Below are 23,773 nucleotides of genomic sequence, written 5' to 3' on the forward strand. Positions count from 1 at the left end.
GGAAGGACGGCGCCTGCCGGCACCCCCGCGCCGTCGCGACATCCGCAGGGCCGCCCCTGTGAGGCACCCCTGCCCCCACGAGGCCCTTATGCTCGCTGAAGACACACCACCCGCTCTCCCGGACATGAAGGTGTCCGTGCGCCAGGTGTTCGGGATCGACTCGAACCTCGAGGTGCCGGCCTTCTCCAAGACCGACGAGCACGTTCCCGATCTCGACCCGGATTACATCTTCGATCGCGACACCACGCTCGCCATCCTGGCGGGCTTCGCGAAGAACCGCCGGGTGATGATCACGGGCTATCACGGCACCGGCAAGTCCACCCACGTCGAGCAGGTCGCCGCGCGCCTCAACTGGCCCTGCGTGCGCATCAACCTCGACAGCCACGTCTCGCGCATCGATCTCGTCGGCAAGGACGCGATCGTGCTCAAGGAGGGCAAGCAGGTCACCGCCTTCCAGGACGGCATCCTGCCCTGGGCGCTGCAGAACAACGTCGCCCTCGTCTTCGACGAGTACGATGCCGGCCGCCCCGACGTGATGTTCGTGATCCAGCGCGTGCTGGAGGTGTCGGGCCGCCTGACGCTCCTCGACCAGAAGCGCGTGATCCGCCCCCACCCGGCCTTCCGCCTGTTCGCCACCGCCAACACGGTCGGCCTCGGCGACACCTCGGGCCTCTATCACGGCACACAGCAGATCAACCAGGGCCAGATGGACCGCTGGTCGATCGTCACCACCCTGAACTACCTGCCGCACGACCGCGAGGTCGACATCGTCCTGTCGAAGGCGACCCACTATCGCGGCGAGGGCGGGCGCGACATCGTCAACAAGATGGTCCGCGTCGCCGACCTCACCCGCAACGCCTTCATCAACGGCGACCTCTCGACCGTGATGAGCCCGCGCACGGTGATCACCTGGGCGGAGAACGCCGACATCTTCAACGATATCGGCTTCGCGTTCCGGGTCACCTTCCTCAACAAGTGCGACGAGCTGGAGCGGTCGCTGGTGGCCGAGTTCTACCAGCGCTCCTTCGGCAAGGAGCTGCCCGAGAGCGCGGTCAACGTCGCGCTGAGCTGAGGGAGTGTCGCGCATGGCGGATCCGGTTCTCACGGAGCGGCGCGACACGGCCGGTCCCGCCGAGGACCGGGCCGCCTCCGAGCGCGACCTCTATGCCTGGGCTTGCGAGCAGGCGGCCCTCATCCGTGCCGGCCGCTTCGACGCGGTCGACGCCGAGCACGTCGCCGAGGAGCTCGGGCGCTTGGGCCGCAATCAGGTCGCGCGGCTTCACGGCATCCTGCGGGTGCTCGTGATGCACTGCTCAAGTGGGACCAGCAGACCGAGCACCGCACGCCGAGCTGGATCTTCGCGATCCGCGAGCAGCGGCGGCGCTACCTCCGGCTCCTCGACGAGAATCCGAGACTCAAGCCCCGCCGGGACGCGGCGCTCGCCGATGCCTACGAGGAGGCCCGGCTCTGGGCCGCCGACGAGACCCATCTCCAGCCGGAGGATTTCCCGAGGGCTTGCCCCTACGCCTGGGACGACCTTCTGGAACGCCCCTTCGATTTCGACTCCGTGAAGAAGTAGCCGGATGTCCATCTCCAACCGCAAGCCCGGCGACAAGCGCGAGCCCGTGGCCGAGCCGCTGAAGCGCTCGCTCGCCGGAACGCTGCGCGCCATCGCCCGCAAGCCCGAGATCGAGGTGACCTTCGCCTCGGACCGGCCCGCGCTCACCGCCGACAAGGCCCGCCTGCCCGAGCCGCCCCGCAAGCTCGCCGCGGCCGACGTGGCGATCCTGCGCGGCCACGCGGATTCGATGGCCCTGCGCCTCGCCTGCCACGACGCCGCCGTGCACCGCCGGATGGCGCCCGAGGGCGCGCCCGCCCGGGCGGTCTTCGACGCGGTCGAGCAGGCCCGCGTCGAGGCGATCGGCTCGCGCCGGATGTCCGGCGTCGCCGCGAACCTGACCGCCATGCTGGAGGACCGCTACCACCGCGGCGGGAAGTACGAGGAGATCACCGACCGCGCCGACGCGCCGCTGGAGGACGCGGTCGCCCTGATGGTGCGCGAGCGCCTCACCGGGCAGAAGCCGCCGGAGGCCGCGGGCCGCATCGTGGATCTCTGGCGCGACTTCATCGAGGCCCGCGCCGGGCGGAATCTCGACGGGCTCCTCGGCAGCATCGAGAACCAGCGCAGCTTCGCGCGCTCGGTGCGCGACCTCCTCACCTCCCTCGACATGGCCGACAACGCGCCCCTCGATCCCGAGGACGACGAGAGCGAGGACGAGGACGACGCGCAGCAGAACGAGCAGCAGGCCGGCGAGGGCGAGGCCGAGCAGCAGGCCCAGGGCGACCGGGCCGAGGTCGAGGTCTCGGACGAGGCGTCCGACGACCTCGACGAGGGCGCGACCGAGGCCGCCGACGCGCCCTCGGGCGAATTGCCGGACGATGCCGACGAGGCGGATTCCGAGGAGGCCTCCGAATCCTGGCGCCCGCCGAACCCCCGCGCCAACGAGCCCCGCGGCCCCGATTACCGGGTCTTCAGCACGAAGTTCGACGAGGTGATCCACGCCGAGGATCTCTGCGACGCGGACGAACTCTCGCGCCTGCGCTCCTACCTCGACAAGCAGCTCGCCCATCTCCAGGGCGTCGTCGGTCGGCTCGCCAACCGGCTGCAGCGGCGGCTCCTCGCCCAGCAGAACCGGGCCTGGGACTTCGACCTGGAGGAGGGCCAGCTCGATCCGGCCCGCCTGCACCGCGTGGTCACCGACCCGTTCCAGCCCCTCTCCTTCAAGCAGGAGAAGGACACCAATTTCCGCGACACGGTGGTCACGCTGCTCATCGACAATTCGGGCTCGATGCGCGGCCGGCCGATCACCGTGGCGGCGACCTGCGCGGACATCCTCGCCCGCACCCTCGAGCGCTGCGGCGTGAAGGTCGAGATCCTGGGCTTCACCACCCGGGCCTGGAAGGGCGGCCAGTCCCGCGAGGCGTGGCTGCAATCGGGCAAGCCGGCCTCCCCGGGGCGCCTCAACGACCTGCGCCACATCGTCTACAAGTCCGCCGATGCCCCCTGGCGGCGGGCGCGCAAGAATCTCGGCCTGATGATGCGCGAGGGGCTGCTCAAGGAGAACATCGACGGCGAGGCCCTCGACTGGGCCCACAAGCGCCTGCTCGGCCGCCCCGAGCAGCGCCGGATCCTGATGGTGATCTCGGACGGCGCTCCGGTCGACGATTCCACGCTCTCGGTCAATCCGGGCAACTACCTGGAGCGGCACCTGCGCGCGATCATCGAGGAGATCGAGACCCGCTCGCCGGTGGAACTCCTCGCCATCGGCATCGGCCACGACGTCACCCGCTACTACCGCCGGGCCGTCACCATCATCGACGCGGAGGAACTCGGCGGGGTGATGACCGAGAAGCTCGCCGAACTCTTCGACGAGAACACCGCCACGCCGCCGCGCCGGGCCGTCGGCGGTCGCCGCTGAAGCGACCATCCGCACCGTTGTCCGGCGGTCCGGGCTGCCGCAAGATCGGACGAGAGAATCGGCCTCCGGCTCCCTGGTGGACCGGAGGCCTCCCGCTTACGATGAAGCTTCGCTGTGCATGATCACGACGATCGGCGGCGCCGCAGCGAGGATCTTCCCGTGGGGGAGCGCTCCCGTTCTTCCGGGGGCGCGCCTCCCTGAACTGCCGGACGGACACGGAACCGATGACGTCGCAGACCCTCGACCGCAAGCCTAAATCCCGTGCCGGCTGGGCGATGGGCGGCTTCGACCCGGTCTATTACCTCGCCACTTATCCGGACGTGGCGGAGCACGGCTGCGACCCGCTGGAGCATTACCTCAAGTTCGGCTGGAAGGAGGGGCGCGACCCCTCCGCCCAGTTCAGCACCTCCGGTTACCTCTCGGCCAATCCGGACGTGGCGGAGGCGGGCATCAACCCGCTGGTCCATTATCGCCTGCACGGCCTCGCGGAGGGGCGCAGCGGCTGGCAGAAGACGGTGGATCCCGCCGGCATGGCCACCATGGCGCGCCGCGCCGCCCGCAAGCCGGATTGAGCGGCCCTCAGCGGCCCTCCGCGCAGATGCCGTCGAGGACGCGGTCCAGACGAGCTGCCGCTACCTGCGCTCGGTCCGATCGCCGGGCGGCCGGGCCCCGGCCGGGGGCATCGCCCGGCCGAGATCCGAGGTGTCGGGCCCGCTGCCGGTTCCGGTAGAGGCCGCGCCGGCCGCGAGGATCGCCGGGGCGAGGGCCGCGACGCGGATCAATGTCGGCATGATCTCCTCCGAGGCTGCTCGGCAGCACAGCACACGGCCATTCCGCCGAGCTTCCTGGCTTCGCGTCATGGTCACCGCCGCGCCGGTGATCACGTCGACCGGCGATCAGTGCGGCGAATGAGGCTCAGGTCGCGGTTCCGACGACGGAGACCAGTCGGGAATCCGCCGGGGCATCCGGTGCGGGGGCCGTTCCGGCGACGAGCGGACTGCCCGGCCGGAGAAGCGTCAGGATGGTCACGCCCCCCGCCAGCACCGCCGCGAGGCCGGCCGGGACCAGGAAGGCGCCCTCGCCGAACCGGATCTGGAGCGCGCCGCCCACCACCGCGCCGGTGCTGAGGGCTCCCCAGAGCGGGGCCTGGATCCAGAACGACGCCGCGGGCCGGTGCAGGATGAGGTTGGCGAGCCCGGTGCCGAAGCGGACCACCGCGCCCGTCACGTAGGTCAGCGCGAGGCTGCGACCGGCCTCGTCCTGCAGGGTCGCGTTCTGCATGCCGAGGGCGAGGACGATCGGGTAGGCCTGCACGGGGACCGCGTGGGTGCCCGGTGGCATGACGAGGCCGATTCCGAGGAGCAGGGCCTGGAGGCTCAGCAGGACCGGCAGCCGCCACGACCGCGCCCAGGCCGCGATGAGGGTGCCGAGGAAGGCGCCGAAGCAGAACAGCGCGATGACGAAGGTCACGCGCATCGCGCTCTCCCAGTCCCCATGGGCCGTCGCCACGCCGCAGCGCGTGGTGTTGCCCGACATGAAGGACATGAAGAGCTGGGAGAATTCGAGGAAGCCGATCGCGTCGGCGCAGCCCGCCAGCCCCGACAGGGCGAGGGCGAGCGGCAGGCGGGTCACCGGGCTGGCCGGGAAGGACTGATCTGAGGCCATGGCGGTCAGGGGCGCTGTGCCCGCGTCGTCCCGCCCGGCGGGACGACGCGGGCGATGCCCGGCATCAGCGGCCGATCGCCCAGACCGGGTTCGCCGGCACGCGGCCGCGCTGGTTCTGGTCCACCACCATCGGCGCGCCGAGGATCTGGCCGCCGCTGCGGCGCTGCCAGTAATGGGAGCGCGGATCGTGGTTCGGATGGTTGACGTAGCTGCTCATATGGGCGCCGCCGGCCGGCATCCGGCTGCCCTCGCCGCCCCCGCCTGCCAGGGCCATACCCGGCAGCGCCGTCATGGTCATGAACAGGGTCGCGGTCGCAAGCTTTCTCATGGATCTCTCCTCTCGTTCGGACTGTCGGGTTGGGCATTCGCTTCCATCCCGTTCGATGATTCCGATGTAAATTCCGGACCAGATGAAAGAAGTGCGCGAGCACACCTCGGCGAAACTCGATTTTAATCCGCAATTAATACTTGCATTGTGCGGGGTCGCACGCATCGTATGGTGCAGCTGGATCAGATCGCAGGGGATGACGTTGCGCGCTTCGGCGTCGCGAGCGGTGCGGGCCGGCGGCGGGCGTCACGGCCGGGCGCGGCAGGACCGCCGCAGGCAGCGCGGCCGGCCCGGCCGGTGCCGCGACGGCTAAGACATCCGGACTATATCGGCGCGCTGCTGCGGTGCGAGAATCTGATGAGGATCAGTGTCCGCGCGACGATCCAGTCGCGGGACGGCGATGCGCGCCGCTCGGCTGTGGCTCCGCCGCGACGTCAGCCGGCGCGATCAGCTTGGCGTGGCGCCGCGCTCGACCGGCCGGGGCTTGTCCGACGGTCACGGGTTAAAAAATGCTAAACGGCGTTAACCTTTAATTAACCGCAATCTCCGAAAGATCCCCCATCGCGATCGGCCAGCACCAAGCGTCATACGGACCGGGGTTTCAGATCTCGGAAGACGACCCTGGGGCTGAGAGCGGACCAACCAGCTTGGATCGACAATCGTCGATAAACAGACGGCGATCTGAGGATTTCAAGACTGACCAATGTCTTTTGGGGGCAAGGGCAGTGTACATCGTGATCGATGAGCGGCAGGGCGTGGCCGCGGAATATGTTGCGGGTTTCAGCGAGCAGGGCGTGGCCTCCCACGGCCTCGACGCCGACGCCTTCAAGACCTGGCTCGACGGGCGTTCGCGCGACGATCTCGACACCGTGCAGGGCTTCCTGATCGGTGACTGCGAGGACCGCACCGCTCATACGGCGACCCTGCGCAAGCTGTCCCGGGCGCCGATCATCGCGCTCAGCGAGACGCGCTCCCTGGCGCAGACCCTCGATCTGTTCACCGCCGGCATCGACGATGTGGTGCGCCGGCCCATCCATGTCCGCGAGATCCTGGCCCGGGCCGAGGCGATCCGCCGCCGGATGAACCGGGGCGACGCGCGCGCGGTCACCGCTCCCCAGCAGGCCGAGCGTCTGGTGGTGCATTTCGACGGGCGCGACCCCGAGATCGACGGCGAGAGCCTGATGTTGCCGCGCCGCGAGCGCCACATCCTCGAATACCTCGCCCGCAACCGCGGCCGCTGGCTGACCAAGAGCCAGATCTTCGACGCGGTCTACGGCGACCACGCCAGCGACGTCGAGGAGAGCGTGGTCGAGGGGCATATCAGCAAGCTGCGCAAGAAGCTGCGCCTGCGGCTCGGCCGCGACCCGATCGATGCCAAGCGCATGGTCGGCTACAGCTTCGTCGGCTGAGGCGGCGATGCCCGGCCGCGGCGCCCGCCCGAATGGATCACTCCGGATCCCTGGCGGATCCCTCGGGGTCCGCCGCGGAGCCTTTGGGGTCCGCCGCGAAGGCGACGCCCGCGAAATCGCCGCGCCGCCAGCGCAGTTGCACCGCGATGCTGCGCAGGTCGTGGGCCGCGATGTAGAGGGCGAAGCTCTCGGGCAGGAGGACATCCCGGGCGATGCGGATCTTGGCGCCGCGCCGCGACAGATCCCGCACCATGCAGGGCACGAGCCGGTCGGCACCGAGCACGATCTGGCCGGGCTGCAGCGTCCGATGACGCCGGCCGGCCTCCGGGCTCCGGCTCCCGCCCGGCGGCGCAGCGCGCGTTGCCTCGTCCGTCTCCATTCCGACCCCGCTTCCCTCCGCGCCCGCCGGCCCGACGCGAGTGGTAGCCGCCGATGGTTAACGGTGCCTCAACCCGATCGCCTCATCGCTTGGTAACCAGAGAGCCACAGCGCCCGCCGGTCATGCCTCCCTCCTCCCGTCCCTCGACGCCCCGTCCGCGGCCTGCCGCCCCGGCCCGTCCCCTGCCCCGCAAGGGGCCGGCCGTTCCCCCGCCGCCCTTCGAATCGGCGCTCACCGCCGCGGAGGTTCTGCGGCGCGGGCGCGCCGCGATGCTGGAGCGCACGGCCTTCGGACTCGTGGTCGGGCTCGGCGTCGCCACGACGGGCTTTGCCGCCTACACGGTGGTGGGCGGGCCGCCCGCCATGAGTGTCGCGCCCATCGTTCCGGCGACGGGTGGGGTGATGGCCTGGAAGCGCGGCGTCACGCCGGAGGGGCCTGCCCCGCAGCCCGACCTCGATCCGCTGATCACCGGCTCGCTGCCGGACGCCGCCGCCACGGCGGCCGGATCGCCCGGCCCGGCGAAGCCGGAGCCGGCGGGGCGTGGCTACTCGGTGAAGGGCGTGCTCGGCGGGGTCGCCCTGCTCGACGGGCCGGGCGGCCTGCGGCAGGTGGTGCCCGGCACGGATCTCCCCGGGGCCGGGCGCGTGCTGTCGATCCTGCCCTCCGGCAGCGGCTGGATCATCGTGACCTCGGAAACGATCATCGCCGCGCGCGGCCCGGTCGAGACCCGATGAGCCTCCGCCCGGGCGCCGCAAGCCTGAGACAAGCCCGGCTGCTTACGCGTCTTTCAGGCGGCACGTCCTAGGGTCAATTGCGGAGCCACCATGCGACGTCGAGGCCATCCGGGCGGCAGGTCCCGCCCCGCGCCCGACGCAGGAGACCATGCCGTGACCTCGACCTTCGCGAGCTACACTCTCATCGCGCGCGACTTGACCACGGCCCTCAAGCGCAAGGCCGCGGATCCGACCATCGCCCGCGAGACCGCCTATTACAACGCCAATATCGGCAAGGTGAAGTCGATCGACGACCTGCTCGGCGACCAGCGCCTCTACGCCTACGCCATGAAGGCCTACGGCTTGGAGGACATGACCTACGCCAAGGCGTTCATGCGCAAGGTGCTGGAGGAAGGCGTCTCGTCCTCGACGAGCTTCGCCAACCGGCTCGCCGATGCGCGCTACGTCGCCTTCGCGCGCGCCTTCGACTTCGCCACCGGGGCGAGCGCCAACGGCACCAACCCGACCTACAATCTCGACAATGGAGCGACCGTCGCGGCCACGGCGGCCACGCTCACCGGCAACGTCCGGCTGGCCGATGCGATGGACTTCTCGGGCACGCACGAGACGAGTTTCACCATCTCCTCGCAGGTGGACGCCACCACCACCAAGTCGGCGACCATCATCCTCAACGAATCGACGCTGAGATCCTCCGTCGCCGACATCAAGCGCGTCACGCCGACCGAGCTGGTGGCGGCGATCAACGCGCAGATCGCCGCCTCGGGCGAGGCCAACCTCAAGGGCAAGGTCGAGGTCGGCCTCGGACTCAACAACACCCTGTTCCTGCGCACCGCCGCCTACAACTCGCTCGGGGCCGACGGCCAGCCCGGCGGAACCGGGCTCGCCGCCGACACGCTCTACACGGCGGGCGGCAAGAACCGCACGCTCGCCGTCCGGAACGTGCCGCTCTCCTCCACCGACAAGACCGCGGTCGATGTCGGCTTCGGCACCGCCCTGTCGCCCGACGCGCAGGCCAAGACCGTGACCGATGCCTATCTGCGCCAGTCCCTGGAGACCGATGCGGGCGTGGAGGATACGGGGTTGCGTCTCGCCCTCTACTTCGCGCGCATGGCCCCGACGGTGACGAGCGCCTACGACATCCTGGGCGATTCGGCCCTGAGCCAGGTCGTCAGCACGCTGATCGGCCTGCCGGAGAGCAGCGGCGTCACCTCGAGCGACGCGCTCGCCCGGCGCGCCGCGACGATCGCCAAGAAGATCGACATCGCGAGCCTCCAGGATCCGGACCAAGTGACCGTGCTCGTCAAGCGCTTCGCGGCGATCTGGGATGCCCAGAACGCGAACAGCGACACCTCGCCGATCCTGGCGCTCTTCACCGCCGGCGCGTCCTGACCCCGCGCCCCGCCCCGCCTTCCGCGATCGAGTGTCCGACGCCCCATGCAGAACGGCCTCTACGTCTCCCTCTCGGCCCAGGTCGCGCTCCAGAAGCGCCTCGACACCGTGGCGAACAACGTCGCCAACATGGCGACCGCCGGCTACCGCGCGGAGGAGACCAAGTTCGACACGGTCTTCGACCAAGCCAAGACCGGCCCGGTCGCCTTCGCGAGCGTGGGCGACAGCTACATCTCGCGGCTCGCCGGGCCGACGATCCGCACCGACGCGCCCCTCGACGTGGCGGTGCAGGGCGACGCGTGGCTGTCGGTCGCCGGGCCCGCGGGGCCGCTCTACACGCGCGACGGCCGCATGACGATGGACGCCAGCGGGCAATTGCGCAGCGTCTCCGGCCAGCCGATCCTCGACATGGGCGGCGCGCCGATCCTCCTCGATCCCCAGGGCGGGCCGCCCACGATCGGGCGGGACGGCAGCATCCAGCAGAACGGCAACCTCGCCGGCAATCTCGGCGTGTTCACCTTCGATCCGAGGAGCCGGCTGACCCGGGGGGCGAGCGGGGCCATCGCCTCGAGCGCGCCCGCTAGACCGGTGCAGGACTTCACCAAGATCGGCGTGATCCAGGGCCATATCGAGGGCGCCAACGTCAATCCGATTCTGGAGATGACGAAGCTCATCGCGATCCAGCGCGCCTTCGACAACGCGGTGGCGACCTCCAACGATTCCGATTCGTCGCTCCAGAACGCGATCCGCTCGCTGGGTCCGACGAGCTAAGCGATGGATGCGCTCGCACGCCTCGACGCGGCCCTCGCCGCGGGCCGGGACGAACTGCCCCTGGTGCGGGTGGGCGGCCCGATCCGCGAAGTCACCGCCAGCGCCTGCCGCGTCGGCGGCGTCTCGGCCTTCGTGCGGCTGGGCGACCGCATGGGCTTCGAGGCCGGCGGCCAGATGCAGGTGGCCGAGGTGGTGCGGGTCGATGCGGGCGGCGCCACCCTCAAGCCGTTCGAGGCCCGGATCGAGGCCGGGATCGGCACCCGGGCCTTCCGGCTCGGCCCCGCGCAGGTGCGGCCGGACCCGTCCTGGAAGGGACGGGTGATCGACGCCCTCGGCCGGCCCCTCGACGGGCTCGGGATCCTGACGCCCGGCCCCGACCTCGTGCCCCTCGACGGCGATCCCCCGGCGGCCCTCGGCCGGGCGCGGCTGCGCGCGCCCCTGCGCACCGGCGTGCGGGCGATCGACCTGTTCACCCCGCTCTGCGCGGGCCAGCGCATCGGCATCTTCGCGGGGTCCGGCGTCGGCAAGTCGACCCTGCTCGCCATGCTGGCCGGGGCGACCGGCTTCGACAGCGTCGTCGTCGCCCTGGTGGGCGAGCGCGGCCGCGAGGTGCGGGAATTCCTCGAAGGCCCGCTGGCGGCAAGCCGCGACCGCGCCGTGATCGTGGTCTCGACGGGCGACGAGAGCCCGATGATGCGCCGCCAAGCTCCGCGGCTCGCCATGGCGGTGGCCGAGACCCTGCGCGACCGCGGCGATTCCGTCCTGCTCATCGTCGATTCGGTCACCCGCTACGCCCATGCCGCCCGCGACGTGGCGCTCGCGGCGGGCGAGCCCGCGGTGGCCCGGGGCTTTCCCCCGAGCGTGTTCTCGGAACTGCCGCGGCTCCTCGAACGGGCCGGGCCCGGGGCCGACGGGCGCGGCAGCATCACCGGCGTGTTCTCGGTCCTCATCGACGGCGACGACCACAACGACCCGGTCGCCGACAGCATCCGCGGCACCCTCGACGGGCACGTCGTCCTCGACCGGGCGATCGCCGACCAGGGCCGCTATCCGGCGATCAACCTCCTCGGCTCGATCTCGCGCCTGGCCGATCAGGTCTGGACGCCGGAGCAGCGCGACCTCGTGCGCCGGCTCAAGGGCATGATGGCCCGCTTCGAGGAGACGCGGGACCTGCGCCTGATGGGCGGCTACCGCGCCGGCACCGATGCGGAGCTCGATCAGGCGGTGTCGCTGGTGCCGCGCATCTACGAGGCCCTCCGCCAGGAGCCCGGCATGGCGCCGAGCAGCGACGCCTTCCTCGAACTCGCCCAATCCCTGCGCGGCTGAAGCCCGTCCCCAGCCCCGCGCAAGCCTTCCCGCGTCTAGTCCCCTCAACCACGAATCCTCCGAGGCCACACGATGAGTCTTCTTGGCGCCCTGCGAACCGGAACGTCCGGCATGAACGCCCAGTCGAACCGGATCAGCACGATCGCGGAGAACGTGCAGAATGCCGGGACGACCGGCTACAAGAAGGTCTCGACGGAGTTCTCCTCGCTCCTGATCGAGCCGACCGCGGGCGGCAACTACAATTCGGGCGCGGTCGACACCGTGGTGCGCCGGCAGATCAACGGCGACGGCCCCACCTCGACCACCAATTCGGGGTCCGACCTCGCCATCTCCGGCGACGGCTTCTTCGTGGTGCGGGATTCGAGCAACGTCTCCTACCTGACCCGCGCCGGCAACTTCGTGAAGGACGGCCCGACCGGCAACTACAAGAACGCCGCCGGCTTCACGCTGATGGGCTACAGCCTCGCCAACGGCGAGCCGGTCCCGACCGTCAACAGCCTCTCGGGCATGGTGCCGGTCAACGTCGAGACGCTCGGCATGAAGGCCAAGGGCTCGACGACCGCGAGCTTCACGGGCAACCTCGATTCCACCGCCGCGGCGGTTCCCGCCGCGGATGCGCTGCCGACCGGCGCCGCCTATACCAAGAAGACCTCGGTCGAGACCTACGACACGCTCGGAAAGGCGATCAAGCTCGACGTCTACCTGACCAAGACCGACGAGAACAAATGGACGGCGCTCGTCTACGACGCGAGCGTCCCGGGGAGCTTCCCCGCCACGCCGATGGGGACGACCAACCTCACCTTCACGGACGGCAAGCTCCCGGCGGGCACCACGGTCACCCTCGCCGCCCCGACCGGCAGCACCGCGACCATCACGACCGTCAACCTCTCCGCCCTGACCCAGAACGCGGCGACCACCTCCTTCGCCGGCAAGGCGGACGGCTTCGCGGCGAGCGCGCCCACGAGCGCCGAGTTCGCCGCGGACGGCACGGTCTACGCCGTCTACGAGGACGGCTCCAAGGTCGCGGCCTTCAAGGTGCCGCTCGCCACCGTGGCGAGCCCCGACAACCTCACCCCGAAGGCCGGCAACGTGTTCGAGACCTCGAACACCTCGGGGACGGTCCAGGTCGGCTTCGCCGGGCAGCCCGGCTTCGGCAACCTGAAGACGGGCGCGCTGGAGCAGTCGAACGTCGACGTCAGCGCCGAGCTGACCGCGATGATCGAGTCGCAGACCGTCTACACGGCCAATTCCAAGGTGTTCATGACGAGCAACGAGATGCTCGACACCCTCATGACCCTCAAGCGCTGACGCGTCATCCGTTCGGATGGTCCTCCTCCCGCCCGGGAGGGGGGCCTGCCTGAAGCTGCCTGCGGAGCCTCGTCATGGGCCTCAACCTCGCGCTCGCCACGGCGCGATCCTCGCTGCTCGCCACCTCGTCCCAGATCGCGGTGTCCTCGCGCAACGTCGCGGGTGCCTCGGATGCGGGCTACTCGCGCAAGATCGCGAGCCTCGTGTCCCAGAACGGCGGGGTCGCGGTCGTCGTCTCCCGGGCGAGCGACGCCGCCCTCTACACCCGGATGCTCGGGGCGACGTCCGACCTCGCGAGCCGCGACGCTCTCCTGAAGGGCCTGGAATCCCTCCAGCAGACGGTCGGCGACACGACGAGCACCACCTCGCCCGCAGCCCGGCTCACGGCCTTCGCCGCGGCCCTGCAATCGGCGGCCAACAAGCCGGACGACGTCGCGCTCGCCCGCGCCGCGCTCGACAAGGCCCGCGACCTCGCCGGCAGCCTCAACCAAGCCGCCGCCACCGTGCAGGCGGCGCGGAATGATGCGGATGCGGAGATGTCCGCGTCGGTCTCGCGCATCAACGACCTGCTCGGCCAGTTCGACCTCGCCAACAAGGCGGTGATCCGGGGAACCGCGAATGGCGGCGACATCTCCGACGACCTCGACGCCCGCGACCGGATCCTCGCGAAGCTGTCCGAGGAGGTCGGGATCGCCACGGTGGCGCGCGAGGGCGGCGACATCGCGATCTACACCGACAGCGGCGTTCCGCTCTACGAGCGCTCGCCGCGCAGCGTGACCTTCACGCGCACCGTCGACCTCTCGTCGGGCCAGACGGGCGCGGCGGTGATGATCGACGGCGTTCCGGTCACCGGCACCGATTCGCCGATGCCCCTGCGCTCGGGCCGGCTCGCGGGCCTGGGCGAGCTGCGCGACGTCGCCGCGCCGACCTTCGCGGCGCAGCTCGACGCGATCGCCCACGCCCTCGTCACGACCTTCGCGGAGACGGAGAGCGGCGGGACGAGCCTCGCCGGCCTGTTCACGAATGCCGGTTCCGCCGACCTGCCGGCGACCTCGCCCGCCGCCGGCCTCGCGGCGGCGCTCCGCCTCAACGCCGCCGTGGACCCGCAGCAGGGCGGCGATCCGACGCTCCTGCGCGACGGCGGCATGAACGGGGCGGCCTACCGCGCGAATCCGGCCGCTTCCGGCAGCGGGGCCGCCTATGCGGGCCGCCTGAGCGCCCTCGTGAGCGGGCTTTCGGCCGATCAGGCCTTCGATGCGGGCGCCGGCCTGTCCACCAAGGCCACGCTCGCGAATTTCGCGGCCGGTTCGGTGGGCTGGCTCCAGTCGCAGCGCAAGGCCGCCTCAGATGCCGCCGACCAGCAGACCACGCTGCTCGGGCGCGCCTCCGACGCCCTGTCGAACGCCACCGGCGTGAACACCGACGACGAGACGGCGCTGACCCTCCAATTGGAGAAGTCCTACACCGCCTCGGCCAAGCTGCTCTCGCTCATCAACGAGATGCTCACCACCCTGATGAACGCGGTCTAGGGATCATGCAGACGAGCTACATCTCGACCCAGAGCCTCTGGAACGCGCCGCGCACGAGCGTCAACCGGATGCAGGCGGAGGCCGCCAAGGCCACCCAGGAGGTCGCGACCGGCCGCTACGCCGATGTCGGCCTGACGCTGGGCCAGCGCACCAGCGTCTCCCTCGGCCTGCGCCAGCAGCAGGCGCAGCTCGAAGGCCTGATCCAGGACAACGCCCTGACGACGCTGCGGCTGGACCAGACCCAGACGACGCTCAAGCAGATCCAGGCGGATGCGGACAGCACCCTCAAGACGCTGCTCGCCGCTCCGGTCGGCCAGCAGCTCTCCAGCATCGCGACCATCGCGGGGTCCCGGCTCGCCGCCCTGACCACCGCCCTCAACGGGTCGAGCAACGGCCAGTACCTCTTCGCCGGGACCAATGTCGGGCAGGCCCCCCTCACCGCCTATGCGGGCATGCCGGCCTCGCCCGCCCGGACCGCGGTGGACCAAGCCTTCGCGGATGCGTTCGGCGGCATCGCCCTCGACGCGATCACGCCGGAGCAGATGACCGACTTCCTCGCCGATGGCGGCGGGCTGGCGAGCCTGTTCGATGCCGCGGGCTGGGCCGGCACGTGGTCGAGCGCGTCGGGCGACGCCCTGACGAGCCGCATCGCGCCCGAGGAGACCGCGACCACCTCGGTCAGCGCCAATGCGGAGCCGGTCCGCAAGCTCGCCATGGCCTACGTCCTCGCCGCGGGCATCGGCGCGACGGGCCTGTCGGCCGAAACCCAGGACGTGGTGGCCAAGAAGGTCCAGTCGCTCCTCGACGGGGCGAGCCGGGGTCTCGTCGCCCTCCAGGCCGACATCGGCACCGTCCAGGCGCGCATCAAGGACGCGAATACCCGCATGGATACCCAGACCTCGCTGATCGAGACCCGGATCGGCGATCTGGAATCGGTCGATCCGGCCGAGGCCAAGACCCGCTACGACAGTCTCGAAACCCAGATCAAGATGTCCTACTCGCTCACCTCTCAGCTTCGCCAGCTCAGCATCATCAACTATCTCTGACCGTTCGGTCGATCGTGGGTGACGGTCAGGATGTTCAGGCTCCGGGACTGAGGCGAAGGCCTGACCTTTGCGTCAGGCAACAAGATCAAAGGGTCGAGACGGTTCTGAACGATGTCCGACCCGGAGTTTGTCGGTGTTAACCTTAAGCACAAACTCTCCTGAGATCCTTGGAGACGGCCGCGCGGCGCGGCGCAGCCGGTCCCCGGACGGTCCGGCGGAGCGTCCGCCGGCCGGGCCGACGGCCTGGCGCGCCAGGTTCGAGTCACACGAGGCATCATCGACGATGTACCGTTTTTCCTACAACGAGATCCTCGAGGACGCGCCCGATCTCTGCCGGGAGCGCGAGCGCGCCGCCTTCGACCGGGCGATCGCCCTGCTGCGCAAGGCGGATGCCGCGAACGCGAGATACGAGGATCGCGGCGAGGCGGTGAGCTTCCTGCAACGGCTCTGGGACGTCCTGATCGAGGATCTCCTGAGCCCGGAGAACGCCCTGCCGGAGCCCCTGCGCTCCGACCTCGTCTCGATCGGGCTCTGGAGCATGCGCGAGGCGAGCGAGGCCCTCCGCCTGCCCGAGCGCAGGCTCACCGCGCTGATCGACGTCAACACGGCGATCCGCGACGGCCTGCAATGAGCCGGACCATGCATCTCTCCCTGCGGGCCGGCGAGCGGGTCTACGTCAACGGGGCCGTTCTGCGCGTCGACCGCCGGGTGTCGCTCGAGCTCCTGAACGAGGCGACCTTCCTGCTGGAGCACCACGTGCTCCAGCCGGAGCAGGCGACCACGCCCCTGCGCCAGCTCTACTTCGCCGCGCAGGTGCTGCTGATGGATCCCAGCCGCGCGCCGGAGGCCCGCGCCCTCTACGAGAAGCTCCATGCGGGCCTGATGGAGGCCCTCTCCAACCCGGAGATCCGGGAGGGGCTCCTCGCCGCCTCGGCGCAGATCGTGGCCGGGCGGCCGTTCGAGGCGCTCAAGCTGATCCGGGGGCTCTACGCGGCCGAGGCCGCGGTCCTCGGCGGCCCGTCCGCCCGGGAGGCCGCGCCTCACCCGGCCGCCCGGCCGCCCGGCCGCAGCGTTCCCCGCCGCGCCGGCCGCGCGGCCTGAGATTGTGAACCGCCGCGCCCGGGGCGCGGCACGACAGGAGACGATGAGCGATGGACGTCACCGGCACCTCCTCGGCCGCGAGCGCGACCAGCCAGACCAGCGCCAATTCCACTTCCGCCAAAACCACGTCCAGCACGGCGGCCTCGCTCAACTCGGACAATTTCCTGAGCCTGCTGCTCACCCAGCTCAAGAACCAGGATCCGACGAAGCCGATGGATTCGACGGATTACATGGGCGAACTCGCCACCTTCTCGGAGGTGGAGCAGAGCACGAAGACCAACCAGAAGCTCGACGCCATCCTGGCCTCGAACTACCTGTCCCAGGCCGATCAGGCGATCGGCCGCACGGTGACCTCGTCGGACGGCTCCGTCAGCGGCACCGTCTCCGCGGTGAAGATCACCAGCGACGGGCCGGTCGCCACGCTCAAGGACGGGCGCGAGCTTCTCCTCGGCAACGGCGTGACGCTGTCGTGAACGAGGTCGACGCCCTGGAGATGGTTCGCGCCGCGATCTGGACGATCCTGATCGGGGCCGGGCCCTCCGTCGCGGCCGCCATGGCGGTCGGCATCGCGGTGGCGCTGCTGCAGGCGCTGACGCAGATCCAGGAGGTGACCCTCACCTTCGTGCCGAAGATCGTGGTCATCCTGCTCGTCATGCTGATGACGGGCTCGTTCGTCGGCGCCCAGCTCTACAGCTTCACCGAGGCGGTCTACGGCCGCATCATCTCGGGCTTCTGATCGGCCCCCGCGACCCTCGCGCAAGCTTGCCCACGGATAACTCCCCACCGTAACGGTGAGAGCGGGGAGCCGCGATGGCGGTGGTCGAGGCAGTCGGGCTGGAGCGCAAGACGCAGCGCGATTTCGGGTTCGCGGCCGGCATCGTCGCCATCCTGGCGGTGCTGTTCCTGCCGATCCCGGCGATCCTGATCGATATCGGGCTCGCCCTGTCGATCGCGCTCTCCGTCCTGATCCTGATGGTGGCGCTCTGGATCCAGAAGCCGCTCGAATTCTCCTCCTTCCCGACCGTCCTGCTGATCGCGACCCTGCTGCGCCTCGCGCTCAGCGTCGCGACGACGCGGCTGATCCTGGCCAACGGCCAGAACGGCGTGAACGCCGCCGGGCACGTCATCCAGGGTTTCTCGCAGTTCGTGATGAGCGGCGACTTCGTGATCGGGATCGTGGTGTTCGCGATCCTGGTGACGGTCAACTTCCTCGTCATCACCAAGGGCGCGACCCGCATCGCCGAGGTCGGTGCCCGCTTCACCCTCGACGCCATCCCCGGCAAGCAGATGGCGATCGACGCCGATCTCAATGCCGGCCTGATCGACGACAAGGAGGCGCAGCGCCGCCGCCGGGAGCTGGAGGAGGAGAGCGCCTTCTTCGGCTCGATGGACGGTGCCTCGAAATTCGTCCGCGGCGAGGCGGTGGCGAGCCTCATCACCATCGCGGTGAACATCTTCGGCGGCATCATCATCGGCACGACCCGCCACGGCATGCCGCTCTCCCACGCGGCCGACGTGTTCACCAAGCTGTCGGTGGGCGACGGCCTCGTCTCGCAGATCCCCGCCCTGGTCGTCTCGCTCGCCGCCGGCCTCCTCGTCTCGAAGGGCGGCACCCGCGGCACCGCCGAGCAGGCGGTGCTCGGCCAGCTCGGCGCCTATCCGCGCGCGCTCACCGTCGCCGCCGCCCTGATGGGCCTGTTCGCCCTGGTGCCGGGCCTGCCCTTCCTGCCCTTCATGGTGCTCGCCGGGCTGATGGGCTCGGTCGCCTACGCGATCCCGCGCAAGCTCGCCGAGAAGAAGGCCGCCGAGGCCGCCAAGGCCGCCGCCGAGGAGGAGCGCAAGCAGGCGGCGAGCCGCGACACGGTGAAGGAATCCCTCAAGACCCCCGAGATCGAGCTCTGCCTCGGGCGCCATCTCTCCGCCCAGGCCACCACCTCGCGCACCGAACTCGGCCACCGGGTCGCCAAGATGCGCCGCAAGTTCGCGACCCAGTACGGGTTCGTGGTGCCCGACATCAGGCTCACCGACAGCCTCGCGGTGCCGCCCAAGACGTACCAGATCCGCATCCACGGCACGGTGGCGGCGACGCAGGAGATCCGCCCCGGCGAGGCTCTGGTGGTGGTCGGCGACGGCCCCCGGCCGGACGTGCCCGGCGAGGAGGTGCGCGAGCCCGCCTTCGGCATGAAGGCGATGTGGGTGCTCGACGCCTACACGGCGGAGGTGCGCCGGAGCGGGTTCGAGCCGGTGGACGGCACCTCGGTGCTGCTCACCCACCTCTCGGAGGTGATCCGCAACAATCTGCCCCACCTCCTCTCCTACAAGGACATGCGCCACCTCCTCGACCGGCTCGACCCCGAGTACAAGCGGCTCCTCGAGGAGATCTGCCCCGCGCAGATCTCCTATTCGGGGCTGCAGGCGGTGCTGAAGCTGCTGCTCGCCGAGCGCGTGTCGATCCGCAACCTGCACCTGATCCTGGAGGCGATCGCCGAGATCTCGCCGCATGCGCGCCGGGCGGAGCAGATCGCCGAGCACGTGCGGATGCGCATCGCCCAGCAGATCTGCGGCGATCTCGCCGAGGACGGGGTGCTCAGCGTGCTGCGCCTCGGCAGCCGCTGGGACCTCTCCTTCCACCAGAGCCTCAAGCGCGACGCCAAGGGCGAGGTGATCGAGTTCGACATCGACCCGCGCCTCGTGGAGCAGTTCGGCACCGAGGCCGCCGAGGCGATCCGCCAGCGCCAGAAGGAGGCGCATCTCTTCGCCCTCGTCACCGCGCCCGACGCCCGCCCCTACGTGCGCATGATCATCGAGCGCCTGTTCCCGACCCTGCCCGTGCTCTCGCATCTCGAGATCGCCCGCGGGGTCGAGATCAAGTCCCTCGGGACGATCTCGTGAGCGGCCTCGGCCCCGAGCTGTTCCTCGGGATCTTCCTGATGTTCTGCCGCATCGGCGGCTGCCTGCTCGTGGTGCCGGGCTTCTCCAGCGCCCGGGTCCCGGCGCAGATCCGGCTCTTTCTCGCGCTCGCCGTCACCTTCGCGCTCTCGCCGCTGATCCTGCCCCTGTTCCGCGGCAAGCTCGCCGACCAGAATCCGGCGATGACGTTCCTGTGGATCCTCTCCGAGAGCCTCACGGGCTTCCTGATCGGGCTGCTCGGCCGGGTCTTCCTGTTCGTGCTGGAGACCGTGATGACCGCCGTCACCATGGCGATCGGCTTCGGCACGATTCCCGGCACGCCGATGGAGGGCAACGAGCCGCAGGGCGCCCTGGTCGCGCTGATCATGATGGCGGCGACCGCCCTCCTGTTCGCGGCCGACCTGCACTGGGAGCTGTTCCGCGGCCTCGTCGATTCCTACGCCCGGATGCCGCCCGGGCAGGGCCTCGGCGCGCAGAGCGCGCTCGTGCAGATCGTCGATCAGGTCACCACCGTCTTCGTGCTCGGCCTGCGCATCACCTCGCCCTTCATCGTCTTCTCCGTGGTGGTGAACCTCGCGATCGGCTTCGCCAACAAGCTCACGCCGACGATTCCCGTCTTCTTCATCGCCACGCCCTTCGTGATCGCCGGGGGGCTGTTCATCCTCTACTCGTTGTCGGGCGAGGTGCTGACGCAGTTTCTCGGCTCCTACGCCTCGTGGCTGCGGGAGGGCTGACCCGATGCGCAATCCCGAGCGCCTCGCGCGCGCCAAACGCCTGCAGACGCTCCAGGAGCAGATGCGCCGGGCCGCCGAGTGGGATCTCGCCGAGACGCAGCGGCAGAAGCTGGCGGTCGGGGAATCCGAGGCCGCGCTGCTGCGGGCGCTCGGCGAGGACCTGGCGTCCGGCCTCTTCCTCGAAGCGGCCGCCCGCCGCCTGAAGGCCCTGGCGGGCGAGATGGCGGCCCTCGACGCCGCCGCCGCGCGCCAGCACGAGGCGGTGCGCGAGCAGGCCCTCGCGCAGAAGCGCAGCGAGCGCCGCGTCGCGCATCTCGACGCCGAGTGCCGCCGCGAAGCGGAGCGGCGCGACCTCCAGGCCCGGCTCGAGGACATGATTGCCCGCAGGACCGCAATCCCAGGCGACGACGCGGGCGGCACCGCCGAAGGCGGCACCGCCTTGGGCGGCGCAAGCCTCCCGTAAGCCAGCCCCGCTATCGCTCCCGGAGAGATTGCGCCGGCGCGGATCCAAGATTCGCCGGCGCAGACCGAAGATCACTCGGCGAGAGCCCATGAGCATCAAGCCTCCTTCCGACATCGTTCTCGACGTGGCGCGGGCCGCCGATCCGACCCGCATGCAGGAAGCCGCCGCCAAGCTCGGGACCACGGGCGCGCCGGTCGATCCCGCCGCCTTCGCGGACGCGATGCGCTCGGTCGGCTCGTCGGAGCACATGCCCCTCGACGCGCTCGCCGCCCTCACCTCGGCCAAGACCGACACCGCCCTGTCGGGCCGGAAGGGCACGGGGCCCTACCGGCAGTTCGAGGCCTTCGTGCTCCAGCACTTCGTCGAGTCGATGCTCCCCTCGAAGGCGGGCTCCGTCTACGGCAAGGGCATGGCGGGCGGCTACTGGAAGTCCATGCTCGCCGAGCAGATCGGCGGTCAGATCTCCAAGGCCGGCGGCATCGGGATCGCCCGCCTGCTCGCCAGCGCCCATCCGGCCCAGACCGGCGAGGCGAAGAAGGTCCAGGGGTGAGAGGCCGGGCTCGCGCCCTTTACGACGCATTCCCCGGGACGGGCCGGCCACCGCCGGGACGCCCCTTGAGCGCACGAGGCGACATCCATGCTGATCGCATCCCTGACGCGGCTTGAGGCCACCATCGACGCGGAGACGGAGGCGCTGCTCACCCGCGCGCCCATCGACCAGGACGAGTTCAACCGGCGCAAGAGCCAGAGCCTGCTCGAACTCACGCGCCTGTCCCGCCGCCGCGACGAGGGCGCGCCGGACCCGGACCTCGCCGCCTGCCTCGCGCGGCTGCGCGACAAGCTCGCCCGCAACCAGGAGGTCGTCGCCCTGCACCTGCGGGCGGTGGAGGAGGTGTCCGAGGTGATCGCCGGGGCCCTGCGCGCGGCGGAATCGGACGGCACCTACACCCCCGCCCACCGCTGAGGCCGGGCCATGCGCGTCATCGTCACCGGGGTCTGGATCTGCGTCATCACGCTTCTGTCGTGCTACGGCGTGGTGACGTGGGGCGCCGGGCTCTTCGCCCGCAAGGAGGAGCCCTATTTCGAGGGACTCCAGTATCAGAAGCTGCGCGCCATCAACGTGCCGATCATCGCCGAGGGCGCGCTCCAGGGCTACGTCGTCACCACCATGGTGTTCACGGCGGATGCCAAGCTCCTGCACACCCTCGCCGTGCCGCCCAGCTCCTTCGTCATCGACGAGGCCTTCCGGCAGATCTACGGCGATGCCAGCCTCGATTTCCGCAGGGTCGCCAAGTACAACATCAACAAGCGTCTCACCGAGATCCGCAACAAGGTGAACGAGCGCCTGGGGGCCGAGGTGGTGAAGGACGTGCTGGTGGAGGATTTCAACTTCGTGCCGCGCAAGGACGTGCGGTCGTAAGGCCGCCGCCCCACGCTTCACGCGCAAGGGTCACGCGCAAGGGCCGACGTCGCCGGTCCGGCCTGCCACGGCCGCTGCGCCATCAGCCTTGCGGCATCGATCCGGGCCGGAGATAGGCGAACATGTGCGGCACGTAATCGGCTTTTCCAAGCTCGATCCCGTGGTGCCGCAGGATGGCGTAGGCCGTGATCAGGTGGAAATAGAATTGGGCCAGCGCCCAGTCCCGTGCATATTGCGCCCCCGTCATGTCGAAGACGAGTCCGTTCGGAAGCGCGAGCGTGATCGACCGCTCGGCGCCGGCATCGAGCGCGTCCGATCCGAGATCGCCCAGCACCGAGAGCGCTTCCCTGATTCGCGCCTGAGCGTCCGCGATCGAACCCGGCTCCTCGCCCGCGTTCCGGCCTTCCCGGGCCACCTGCTCCAGCGCCGCCGGCAGGGCCTCGCCCCTCAGCCGATAAACCGCCTCCTGCGCCTGGAAACAGGCGAAGCGCACTTGGGACGACAGGGGATACATGTCCGGTGCAAGCCGCCCGGAGAGCAGCGCCTCCGCCTCTGCTGCCGGACGCTGCTTTCCTGCCTTGTCGAGCCAGCCCGACAGCGCCCGCAGCATCTGCGTATAGGAGGGGACGAGGAGGCTCGTCAGCGACATGGCCATTCCAGCATCCTGAGATCCCCTACGGCAGGGGCCGCGGGCGATGGTCGAACACGGGTTCAGGGCTTAGCCGGATCGCATGGGAATGACCACCGCCATCGTGAGCGGCCCGGCCGGACGCGCGGGCCCGGGCGCCGATCCTGCTACTCCACGGTGTTGGGCGCCACCACGTTGCCGGTGCCGCCATCGCTGTTGTCGATGCTGCTGCCGAAGGGATAGCCGGCATCGTCGCCGCAAGAGAGCCGCCAGCCGTTGCGGGAATTGACCACGATCGGCTCGGCCTGGAACAGGCCGCTGCCGCGAAACCGGTTGCCGGTGATCACGTTGTCGGACGGCGTCTGGTGGCGCACCGTCCCGCCCTCCCCGCAATTGCGGTAGAGCCGCACGCCGCCCTGGCCGCCGAGGGCGAAGCGGTTGCCGGTGATGCGGTTGCGCGCCGAGCCGTCGACGGCGATCGCCTCGCGCCCGGTCTCGGCGGTGAAATCGGTGTTCTCGATGCGGTTCTCCGCGCTCTCGGCATCGAGGTAGATCGCCGTCGCCACCGAGCGGCCGGTGATCGCCGAGTCCCGCAGCGTCACCCGGGTGACGCCCGGCCCGAGATAGAGCGGGATCGGGCCCGCGGCCGTGATCGTCGTGCCGGTGATGGTCACGCCGGTCGGGGCGGCGGCCTGGGCCCGCTCGGTATGGCCGAGGCTGCGCGAGGAGTCGCGGACCGGGAGCGCCTGGCCGTTCACGCCCATGCCCCAGATCCGGATGTGGCCGAACACCGCGCAATCGCTGATCCGGATCTCGGCCGGACGGTCCCAGGGCTCGTTCGGACGGGCGGGAGGCCGGGAGCGGATCGCGATGGTGAAGGCGTCGAGCCGCGCCGGCTCGCCGGGGCGCCCGATCGCGGCGCCGTCGCAGGCGAGGGTGACGCCGGAGGCCGCCGAGCCCTCCAGCACGATGCGCTTGAGGACGTGGTCGCCGCGCGACAGGCGCAGGCTGCAGGTGAGCGCGATGCTGTCCTCGCCCGGGCCCGGCGGCGCGAGGAGGCGGGCGCGGGTCGCGGCGTCGCAGGGCGCCGCGGCCACGCGGTGGACGAGGGCCGGCGGGTCGGGCGGCAAGGAAAGCGCGGGCATGCCGTGGCG

The 23,773-nt window shown here is 70.4% G+C and carries 28 protein-coding genes and 1 pseudogene; 22 read left to right on the plus strand and 7 right to left on the minus strand.

Going from position 1 to position 23,773, the window contains the following annotated elements:
- Positions 1-88 precede the first annotated feature (88 nt).
- Positions 89-1,072: a cobaltochelatase subunit CobS gene (cobS, locus tag ACE101_RS26810; RefSeq protein ID WP_379136296.1), complete on the plus strand. Its 984-nt coding sequence runs from the start codon at positions 89-91 to the stop codon at positions 1,070-1,072.
- Here cobS and ACE101_RS26815 read toward each other — a convergent pair.
- Positions 1,053-1,283 (minus strand): hypothetical protein, encoded by a 231-nt coding sequence (locus ACE101_RS26815; protein WP_379139076.1) that lies wholly within the window; start codon positions 1,281-1,283, stop codon positions 1,053-1,055. The two genes, cobS and ACE101_RS26815, sit on opposite strands and share 20 nt — an antisense overlap.
- On the opposite strand from ACE101_RS26815, the pseudogene ACE101_RS26820 reads away from it, so the two are divergent.
- The 3 genes and pseudogenes from ACE101_RS26820 to ACE101_RS26830 all read left to right on the plus strand — a co-directional run bounded on the left by ACE101_RS26820 (position 1,194) and on the right by ACE101_RS26830 (position 4,051).
- Positions 1,194-1,579 (plus strand): annotated as a pseudogene (locus tag ACE101_RS26820) (DUF29 domain-containing protein). The gene ACE101_RS26815 and the pseudogene ACE101_RS26820 sit on opposite strands and share 90 nt — an antisense overlap.
- 4 nt (positions 1,580-1,583) lie before the next feature.
- Positions 1,584-3,479: a cobaltochelatase subunit CobT gene (cobT, locus tag ACE101_RS26825; protein WP_379136299.1), complete on the plus strand. Its 1,896-nt coding sequence runs from the start codon at positions 1,584-1,586 to the stop codon at positions 3,477-3,479.
- Between the two features lie 224 nt (positions 3,480-3,703).
- Entirely contained in the window at positions 3,704-4,051 is a 348-nt protein-coding gene (locus tag ACE101_RS26830) for a hypothetical protein (RefSeq protein WP_379136302.1), read from the plus strand.
- A 60-nt stretch (positions 4,052-4,111) separates the two neighbouring features.
- Here the strand turns inward: ACE101_RS26830 and ACE101_RS26835 are convergent, their stop codons facing one another.
- The 3 genes from ACE101_RS26835 to ACE101_RS26845 all read right to left on the minus strand — a co-directional run bounded on the left by ACE101_RS26835 (position 4,112) and on the right by ACE101_RS26845 (position 5,472).
- A complete protein-coding gene (locus tag ACE101_RS26835; protein ID WP_379136304.1) occupies positions 4,112-4,270 on the minus strand; it encodes a hypothetical protein in 159 nt (52 codons plus the stop codon).
- A gap of 124 nt (positions 4,271-4,394) precedes the next feature.
- Complete coding sequence (locus ACE101_RS26840) at positions 4,395-5,144, minus strand: YoaK family protein (protein ID WP_379136307.1); 750 nt, start codon at positions 5,142-5,144, stop codon at positions 4,395-4,397.
- Positions 5,145-5,208: 64 nt separating this feature from the next.
- Positions 5,209-5,472: a hypothetical protein gene (locus ACE101_RS26845; protein WP_379136309.1), complete on the minus strand. Its 264-nt coding sequence runs from the start codon at positions 5,470-5,472 to the stop codon at positions 5,209-5,211.
- Between the two features lie 725 nt (positions 5,473-6,197).
- Between ACE101_RS26845 and ACE101_RS26850 the strand changes: the two genes are divergently transcribed.
- Positions 6,198-6,881 (plus strand): response regulator transcription factor, encoded by a 684-nt coding sequence (locus tag ACE101_RS26850; RefSeq protein ID WP_379136312.1) that lies wholly within the window; start codon positions 6,198-6,200, stop codon positions 6,879-6,881.
- Between the two features lie 37 nt (positions 6,882-6,918).
- Here ACE101_RS26850 and ACE101_RS26855 read toward each other — a convergent pair whose 3' ends face one another.
- A complete protein-coding gene (locus tag ACE101_RS26855) occupies positions 6,919-7,260 on the minus strand; it encodes a PilZ domain-containing protein (RefSeq protein ID WP_379136314.1) in 342 nt (113 codons plus the stop codon).
- A gap of 122 nt (positions 7,261-7,382) precedes the next feature.
- Here ACE101_RS26855 and ACE101_RS26860 point away from each other — a divergent pair, with 122 nt between their 5' ends.
- From ACE101_RS26860 to ACE101_RS26940, 17 genes are all read left to right on the plus strand, one after another.
- Complete coding sequence (locus tag ACE101_RS26860; RefSeq protein ID WP_379136316.1) at positions 7,383-7,994, plus strand: hypothetical protein; 612 nt, start codon at positions 7,383-7,385, stop codon at positions 7,992-7,994.
- Positions 7,995-8,147: 153 nt separating this feature from the next.
- Positions 8,148-9,383, plus strand: a complete 1,236-nt coding sequence (locus tag ACE101_RS26865) for a DUF1217 domain-containing protein (RefSeq protein WP_379136317.1) — start codon at positions 8,148-8,150, stop codon at positions 9,381-9,383.
- Between the two features lie 45 nt (positions 9,384-9,428).
- Entirely contained in the window at positions 9,429-10,154 is a 726-nt protein-coding gene (flgF, locus tag ACE101_RS26870) for a flagellar basal-body rod protein FlgF (protein WP_379136319.1), read from the plus strand.
- A 3-nt stretch (positions 10,155-10,157) separates the two neighbouring features.
- Positions 10,158-11,480 carry a flagellar protein export ATPase FliI gene (fliI, locus tag ACE101_RS26875; protein WP_379136321.1) on the plus strand — a complete coding sequence of 441 codons (1,323 nt, stop codon included), beginning with the start codon at positions 10,158-10,160 and terminating at the stop codon, positions 11,478-11,480.
- A 72-nt stretch (positions 11,481-11,552) separates the two neighbouring features.
- Positions 11,553-12,788 (plus strand): flagellar hook protein FlgE, encoded by a 1,236-nt coding sequence (locus tag ACE101_RS26880; RefSeq protein ID WP_379136323.1) that lies wholly within the window; start codon positions 11,553-11,555, stop codon positions 12,786-12,788.
- Between the two features lie 74 nt (positions 12,789-12,862).
- The gene (gene flgK / locus ACE101_RS26885; RefSeq protein ID WP_379136325.1) at positions 12,863-14,317 is read left to right on the plus strand and encodes a flagellar hook-associated protein FlgK; all 1,455 of its coding nucleotides are present in this window, start codon (positions 12,863-12,865) and stop codon (positions 14,315-14,317) included.
- 5 nt (positions 14,318-14,322) lie between these two features.
- On the plus strand, positions 14,323-15,363 hold the full coding sequence (locus tag ACE101_RS26890) for a flagellar hook-associated family protein (RefSeq protein ID WP_379136328.1): 1,041 nt from the start codon (positions 14,323-14,325) through the stop codon (positions 15,361-15,363).
- 283 nt (positions 15,364-15,646) lie between these two features.
- Positions 15,647-15,994, plus strand: a complete 348-nt coding sequence (gene flaF / locus ACE101_RS26895) for a flagellar biosynthesis regulator FlaF (RefSeq protein ID WP_379136330.1) — start codon at positions 15,647-15,649, stop codon at positions 15,992-15,994.
- Positions 15,995-16,002: 8 nt separating this feature from the next.
- Positions 16,003-16,464 (plus strand): flagellar biosynthesis repressor FlbT, encoded by a 462-nt coding sequence (flbT, locus tag ACE101_RS26900; protein WP_379136333.1) that lies wholly within the window; start codon positions 16,003-16,005, stop codon positions 16,462-16,464.
- 50 nt (positions 16,465-16,514) lie between these two features.
- Positions 16,515-16,937: a flagellar hook assembly protein FlgD gene (gene flgD / locus ACE101_RS26905; protein WP_379136336.1), complete on the plus strand. Its 423-nt coding sequence runs from the start codon at positions 16,515-16,517 to the stop codon at positions 16,935-16,937.
- Complete coding sequence (gene fliQ, locus ACE101_RS26910) at positions 16,934-17,200, plus strand: flagellar biosynthesis protein FliQ (protein ID WP_379136337.1); 267 nt, start codon at positions 16,934-16,936, stop codon at positions 17,198-17,200. Before flgD ends, fliQ begins: the two co-directional genes overlap by 4 nt.
- A gap of 74 nt (positions 17,201-17,274) precedes the next feature.
- The gene (gene flhA / locus ACE101_RS26915; protein WP_379136339.1) at positions 17,275-19,356 is read left to right on the plus strand and encodes a flagellar biosynthesis protein FlhA; all 2,082 of its coding nucleotides are present in this window, start codon (positions 17,275-17,277) and stop codon (positions 19,354-19,356) included.
- Between the two features lie 38 nt (positions 19,357-19,394).
- On the plus strand, positions 19,395-20,108 hold the full coding sequence (gene fliR, locus ACE101_RS26920) for a flagellar biosynthesis protein FliR (RefSeq protein ID WP_379138954.1): 714 nt from the start codon (positions 19,395-19,397) through the stop codon (positions 20,106-20,108).
- A gap of 4 nt (positions 20,109-20,112) precedes the next feature.
- Positions 20,113-20,571 (plus strand): hypothetical protein, encoded by a 459-nt coding sequence (locus tag ACE101_RS26925; protein ID WP_379136342.1) that lies wholly within the window; start codon positions 20,113-20,115, stop codon positions 20,569-20,571.
- Positions 20,572-20,659: 88 nt separating this feature from the next.
- Positions 20,660-21,121 (plus strand): rod-binding protein, encoded by a 462-nt coding sequence (locus ACE101_RS26930; RefSeq protein ID WP_379136343.1) that lies wholly within the window; start codon positions 20,660-20,662, stop codon positions 21,119-21,121.
- Between the two features lie 87 nt (positions 21,122-21,208).
- Positions 21,209-21,535: a flagellar protein FlgN gene (locus ACE101_RS26935; RefSeq protein ID WP_379136345.1), complete on the plus strand. Its 327-nt coding sequence runs from the start codon at positions 21,209-21,211 to the stop codon at positions 21,533-21,535.
- A gap of 9 nt (positions 21,536-21,544) precedes the next feature.
- Positions 21,545-21,991, plus strand: coding sequence for a hypothetical protein (locus ACE101_RS26940; protein ID WP_379136347.1), 447 nt, complete (start codon positions 21,545-21,547; stop codon positions 21,989-21,991).
- Positions 21,992-22,073: 82 nt separating this feature from the next.
- Here ACE101_RS26940 and ACE101_RS26945 read toward each other — a convergent pair whose 3' ends face one another.
- Entirely contained in the window at positions 22,074-22,646 is a 573-nt protein-coding gene (locus ACE101_RS26945; protein ID WP_379136349.1) for a DUF1993 domain-containing protein, read from the minus strand.
- A gap of 140 nt (positions 22,647-22,786) precedes the next feature.
- Positions 22,787-23,764 carry a right-handed parallel beta-helix repeat-containing protein gene (locus ACE101_RS26950; RefSeq protein WP_379136352.1) on the minus strand — a complete coding sequence of 326 codons (978 nt, stop codon included), beginning with the start codon at positions 23,762-23,764 and terminating at the stop codon, positions 22,787-22,789.
- Between the last annotated feature and the right edge of the window lie 9 nt (positions 23,765-23,773).

The sequence above is a fragment of the Methylobacterium carpenticola genome (genome assembly GCF_042748905.1).
GTDB classification, from domain to species: Bacteria; Pseudomonadota; Alphaproteobacteria; order Rhizobiales; family Beijerinckiaceae; genus Methylobacterium; species Methylobacterium carpenticola.

Bases quoted from the DNA above. Each gene is read 5' to 3' on its own strand.
- cobS (WP_379136296.1), top strand. From the start codon at position 89: ATGCTCGCTGAAGACACACCACCCGCTCTCCCGGACATGAAGGTGTCC.
- cobT (WP_379136299.1), top strand. From the start codon at position 1,584: ATGTCCATCTCCAACCGCAAGCCCGGCGACAAGCGCGAGCCCGTGGCC.
- ACE101_RS26830 (WP_379136302.1), top strand. From the start codon at position 3,704: ATGACGTCGCAGACCCTCGACCGCAAGCCTAAATCCCGTGCCGGCTGG.
- ACE101_RS26835 (WP_379136304.1), bottom strand. From the start codon at position 4,270: ATGCCGACATTGATCCGCGTCGCGGCCCTCGCCCCGGCGATCCTCGCG.
- ACE101_RS26840 (WP_379136307.1), bottom strand. From the start codon at position 5,144: ATGGCCTCAGATCAGTCCTTCCCGGCCAGCCCGGTGACCCGCCTGCCG.
- ACE101_RS26845 (WP_379136309.1), bottom strand. From the start codon at position 5,472: ATGAGAAAGCTTGCGACCGCGACCCTGTTCATGACCATGACGGCGCTG.
- ACE101_RS26855 (WP_379136314.1), bottom strand. From the start codon at position 7,260: ATGGAGACGGACGAGGCAACGCGCGCTGCGCCGCCGGGCGGGAGCCGG.
- ACE101_RS26860 (WP_379136316.1), top strand. From the start codon at position 7,383: ATGCCTCCCTCCTCCCGTCCCTCGACGCCCCGTCCGCGGCCTGCCGCC.
- flgF (WP_379136319.1), top strand. From the start codon at position 9,429: ATGCAGAACGGCCTCTACGTCTCCCTCTCGGCCCAGGTCGCGCTCCAG.
- fliI (WP_379136321.1), top strand. From the start codon at position 10,158: ATGGATGCGCTCGCACGCCTCGACGCGGCCCTCGCCGCGGGCCGGGAC.
- ACE101_RS26880 (WP_379136323.1), top strand. From the start codon at position 11,553: ATGAGTCTTCTTGGCGCCCTGCGAACCGGAACGTCCGGCATGAACGCC.
- flgK (WP_379136325.1), top strand. From the start codon at position 12,863: ATGGGCCTCAACCTCGCGCTCGCCACGGCGCGATCCTCGCTGCTCGCC.
- ACE101_RS26890 (WP_379136328.1), top strand. From the start codon at position 14,323: ATGCAGACGAGCTACATCTCGACCCAGAGCCTCTGGAACGCGCCGCGC.
- flaF (WP_379136330.1), top strand. From the start codon at position 15,647: ATGTACCGTTTTTCCTACAACGAGATCCTCGAGGACGCGCCCGATCTC.
- flbT (WP_379136333.1), top strand. From the start codon at position 16,003: ATGCATCTCTCCCTGCGGGCCGGCGAGCGGGTCTACGTCAACGGGGCC.
- flgD (WP_379136336.1), top strand. From the start codon at position 16,515: ATGGACGTCACCGGCACCTCCTCGGCCGCGAGCGCGACCAGCCAGACC.
- flhA (WP_379136339.1), top strand. From the start codon at position 17,275: ATGGCGGTGGTCGAGGCAGTCGGGCTGGAGCGCAAGACGCAGCGCGAT.
- fliR (WP_379138954.1), top strand. From the start codon at position 19,395: ATGTTCTGCCGCATCGGCGGCTGCCTGCTCGTGGTGCCGGGCTTCTCC.
- ACE101_RS26925 (WP_379136342.1), top strand. From the start codon at position 20,113: ATGCGCAATCCCGAGCGCCTCGCGCGCGCCAAACGCCTGCAGACGCTC.
- ACE101_RS26930 (WP_379136343.1), top strand. From the start codon at position 20,660: ATGAGCATCAAGCCTCCTTCCGACATCGTTCTCGACGTGGCGCGGGCC.
- ACE101_RS26935 (WP_379136345.1), top strand. From the start codon at position 21,209: ATGCTGATCGCATCCCTGACGCGGCTTGAGGCCACCATCGACGCGGAG.
- ACE101_RS26940 (WP_379136347.1), top strand. From the start codon at position 21,545: ATGCGCGTCATCGTCACCGGGGTCTGGATCTGCGTCATCACGCTTCTG.
- ACE101_RS26945 (WP_379136349.1), bottom strand. From the start codon at position 22,646: ATGGCCATGTCGCTGACGAGCCTCCTCGTCCCCTCCTATACGCAGATG.
- ACE101_RS26950 (WP_379136352.1), bottom strand. From the start codon at position 23,764: ATGCCCGCGCTTTCCTTGCCGCCCGACCCGCCGGCCCTCGTCCACCGC.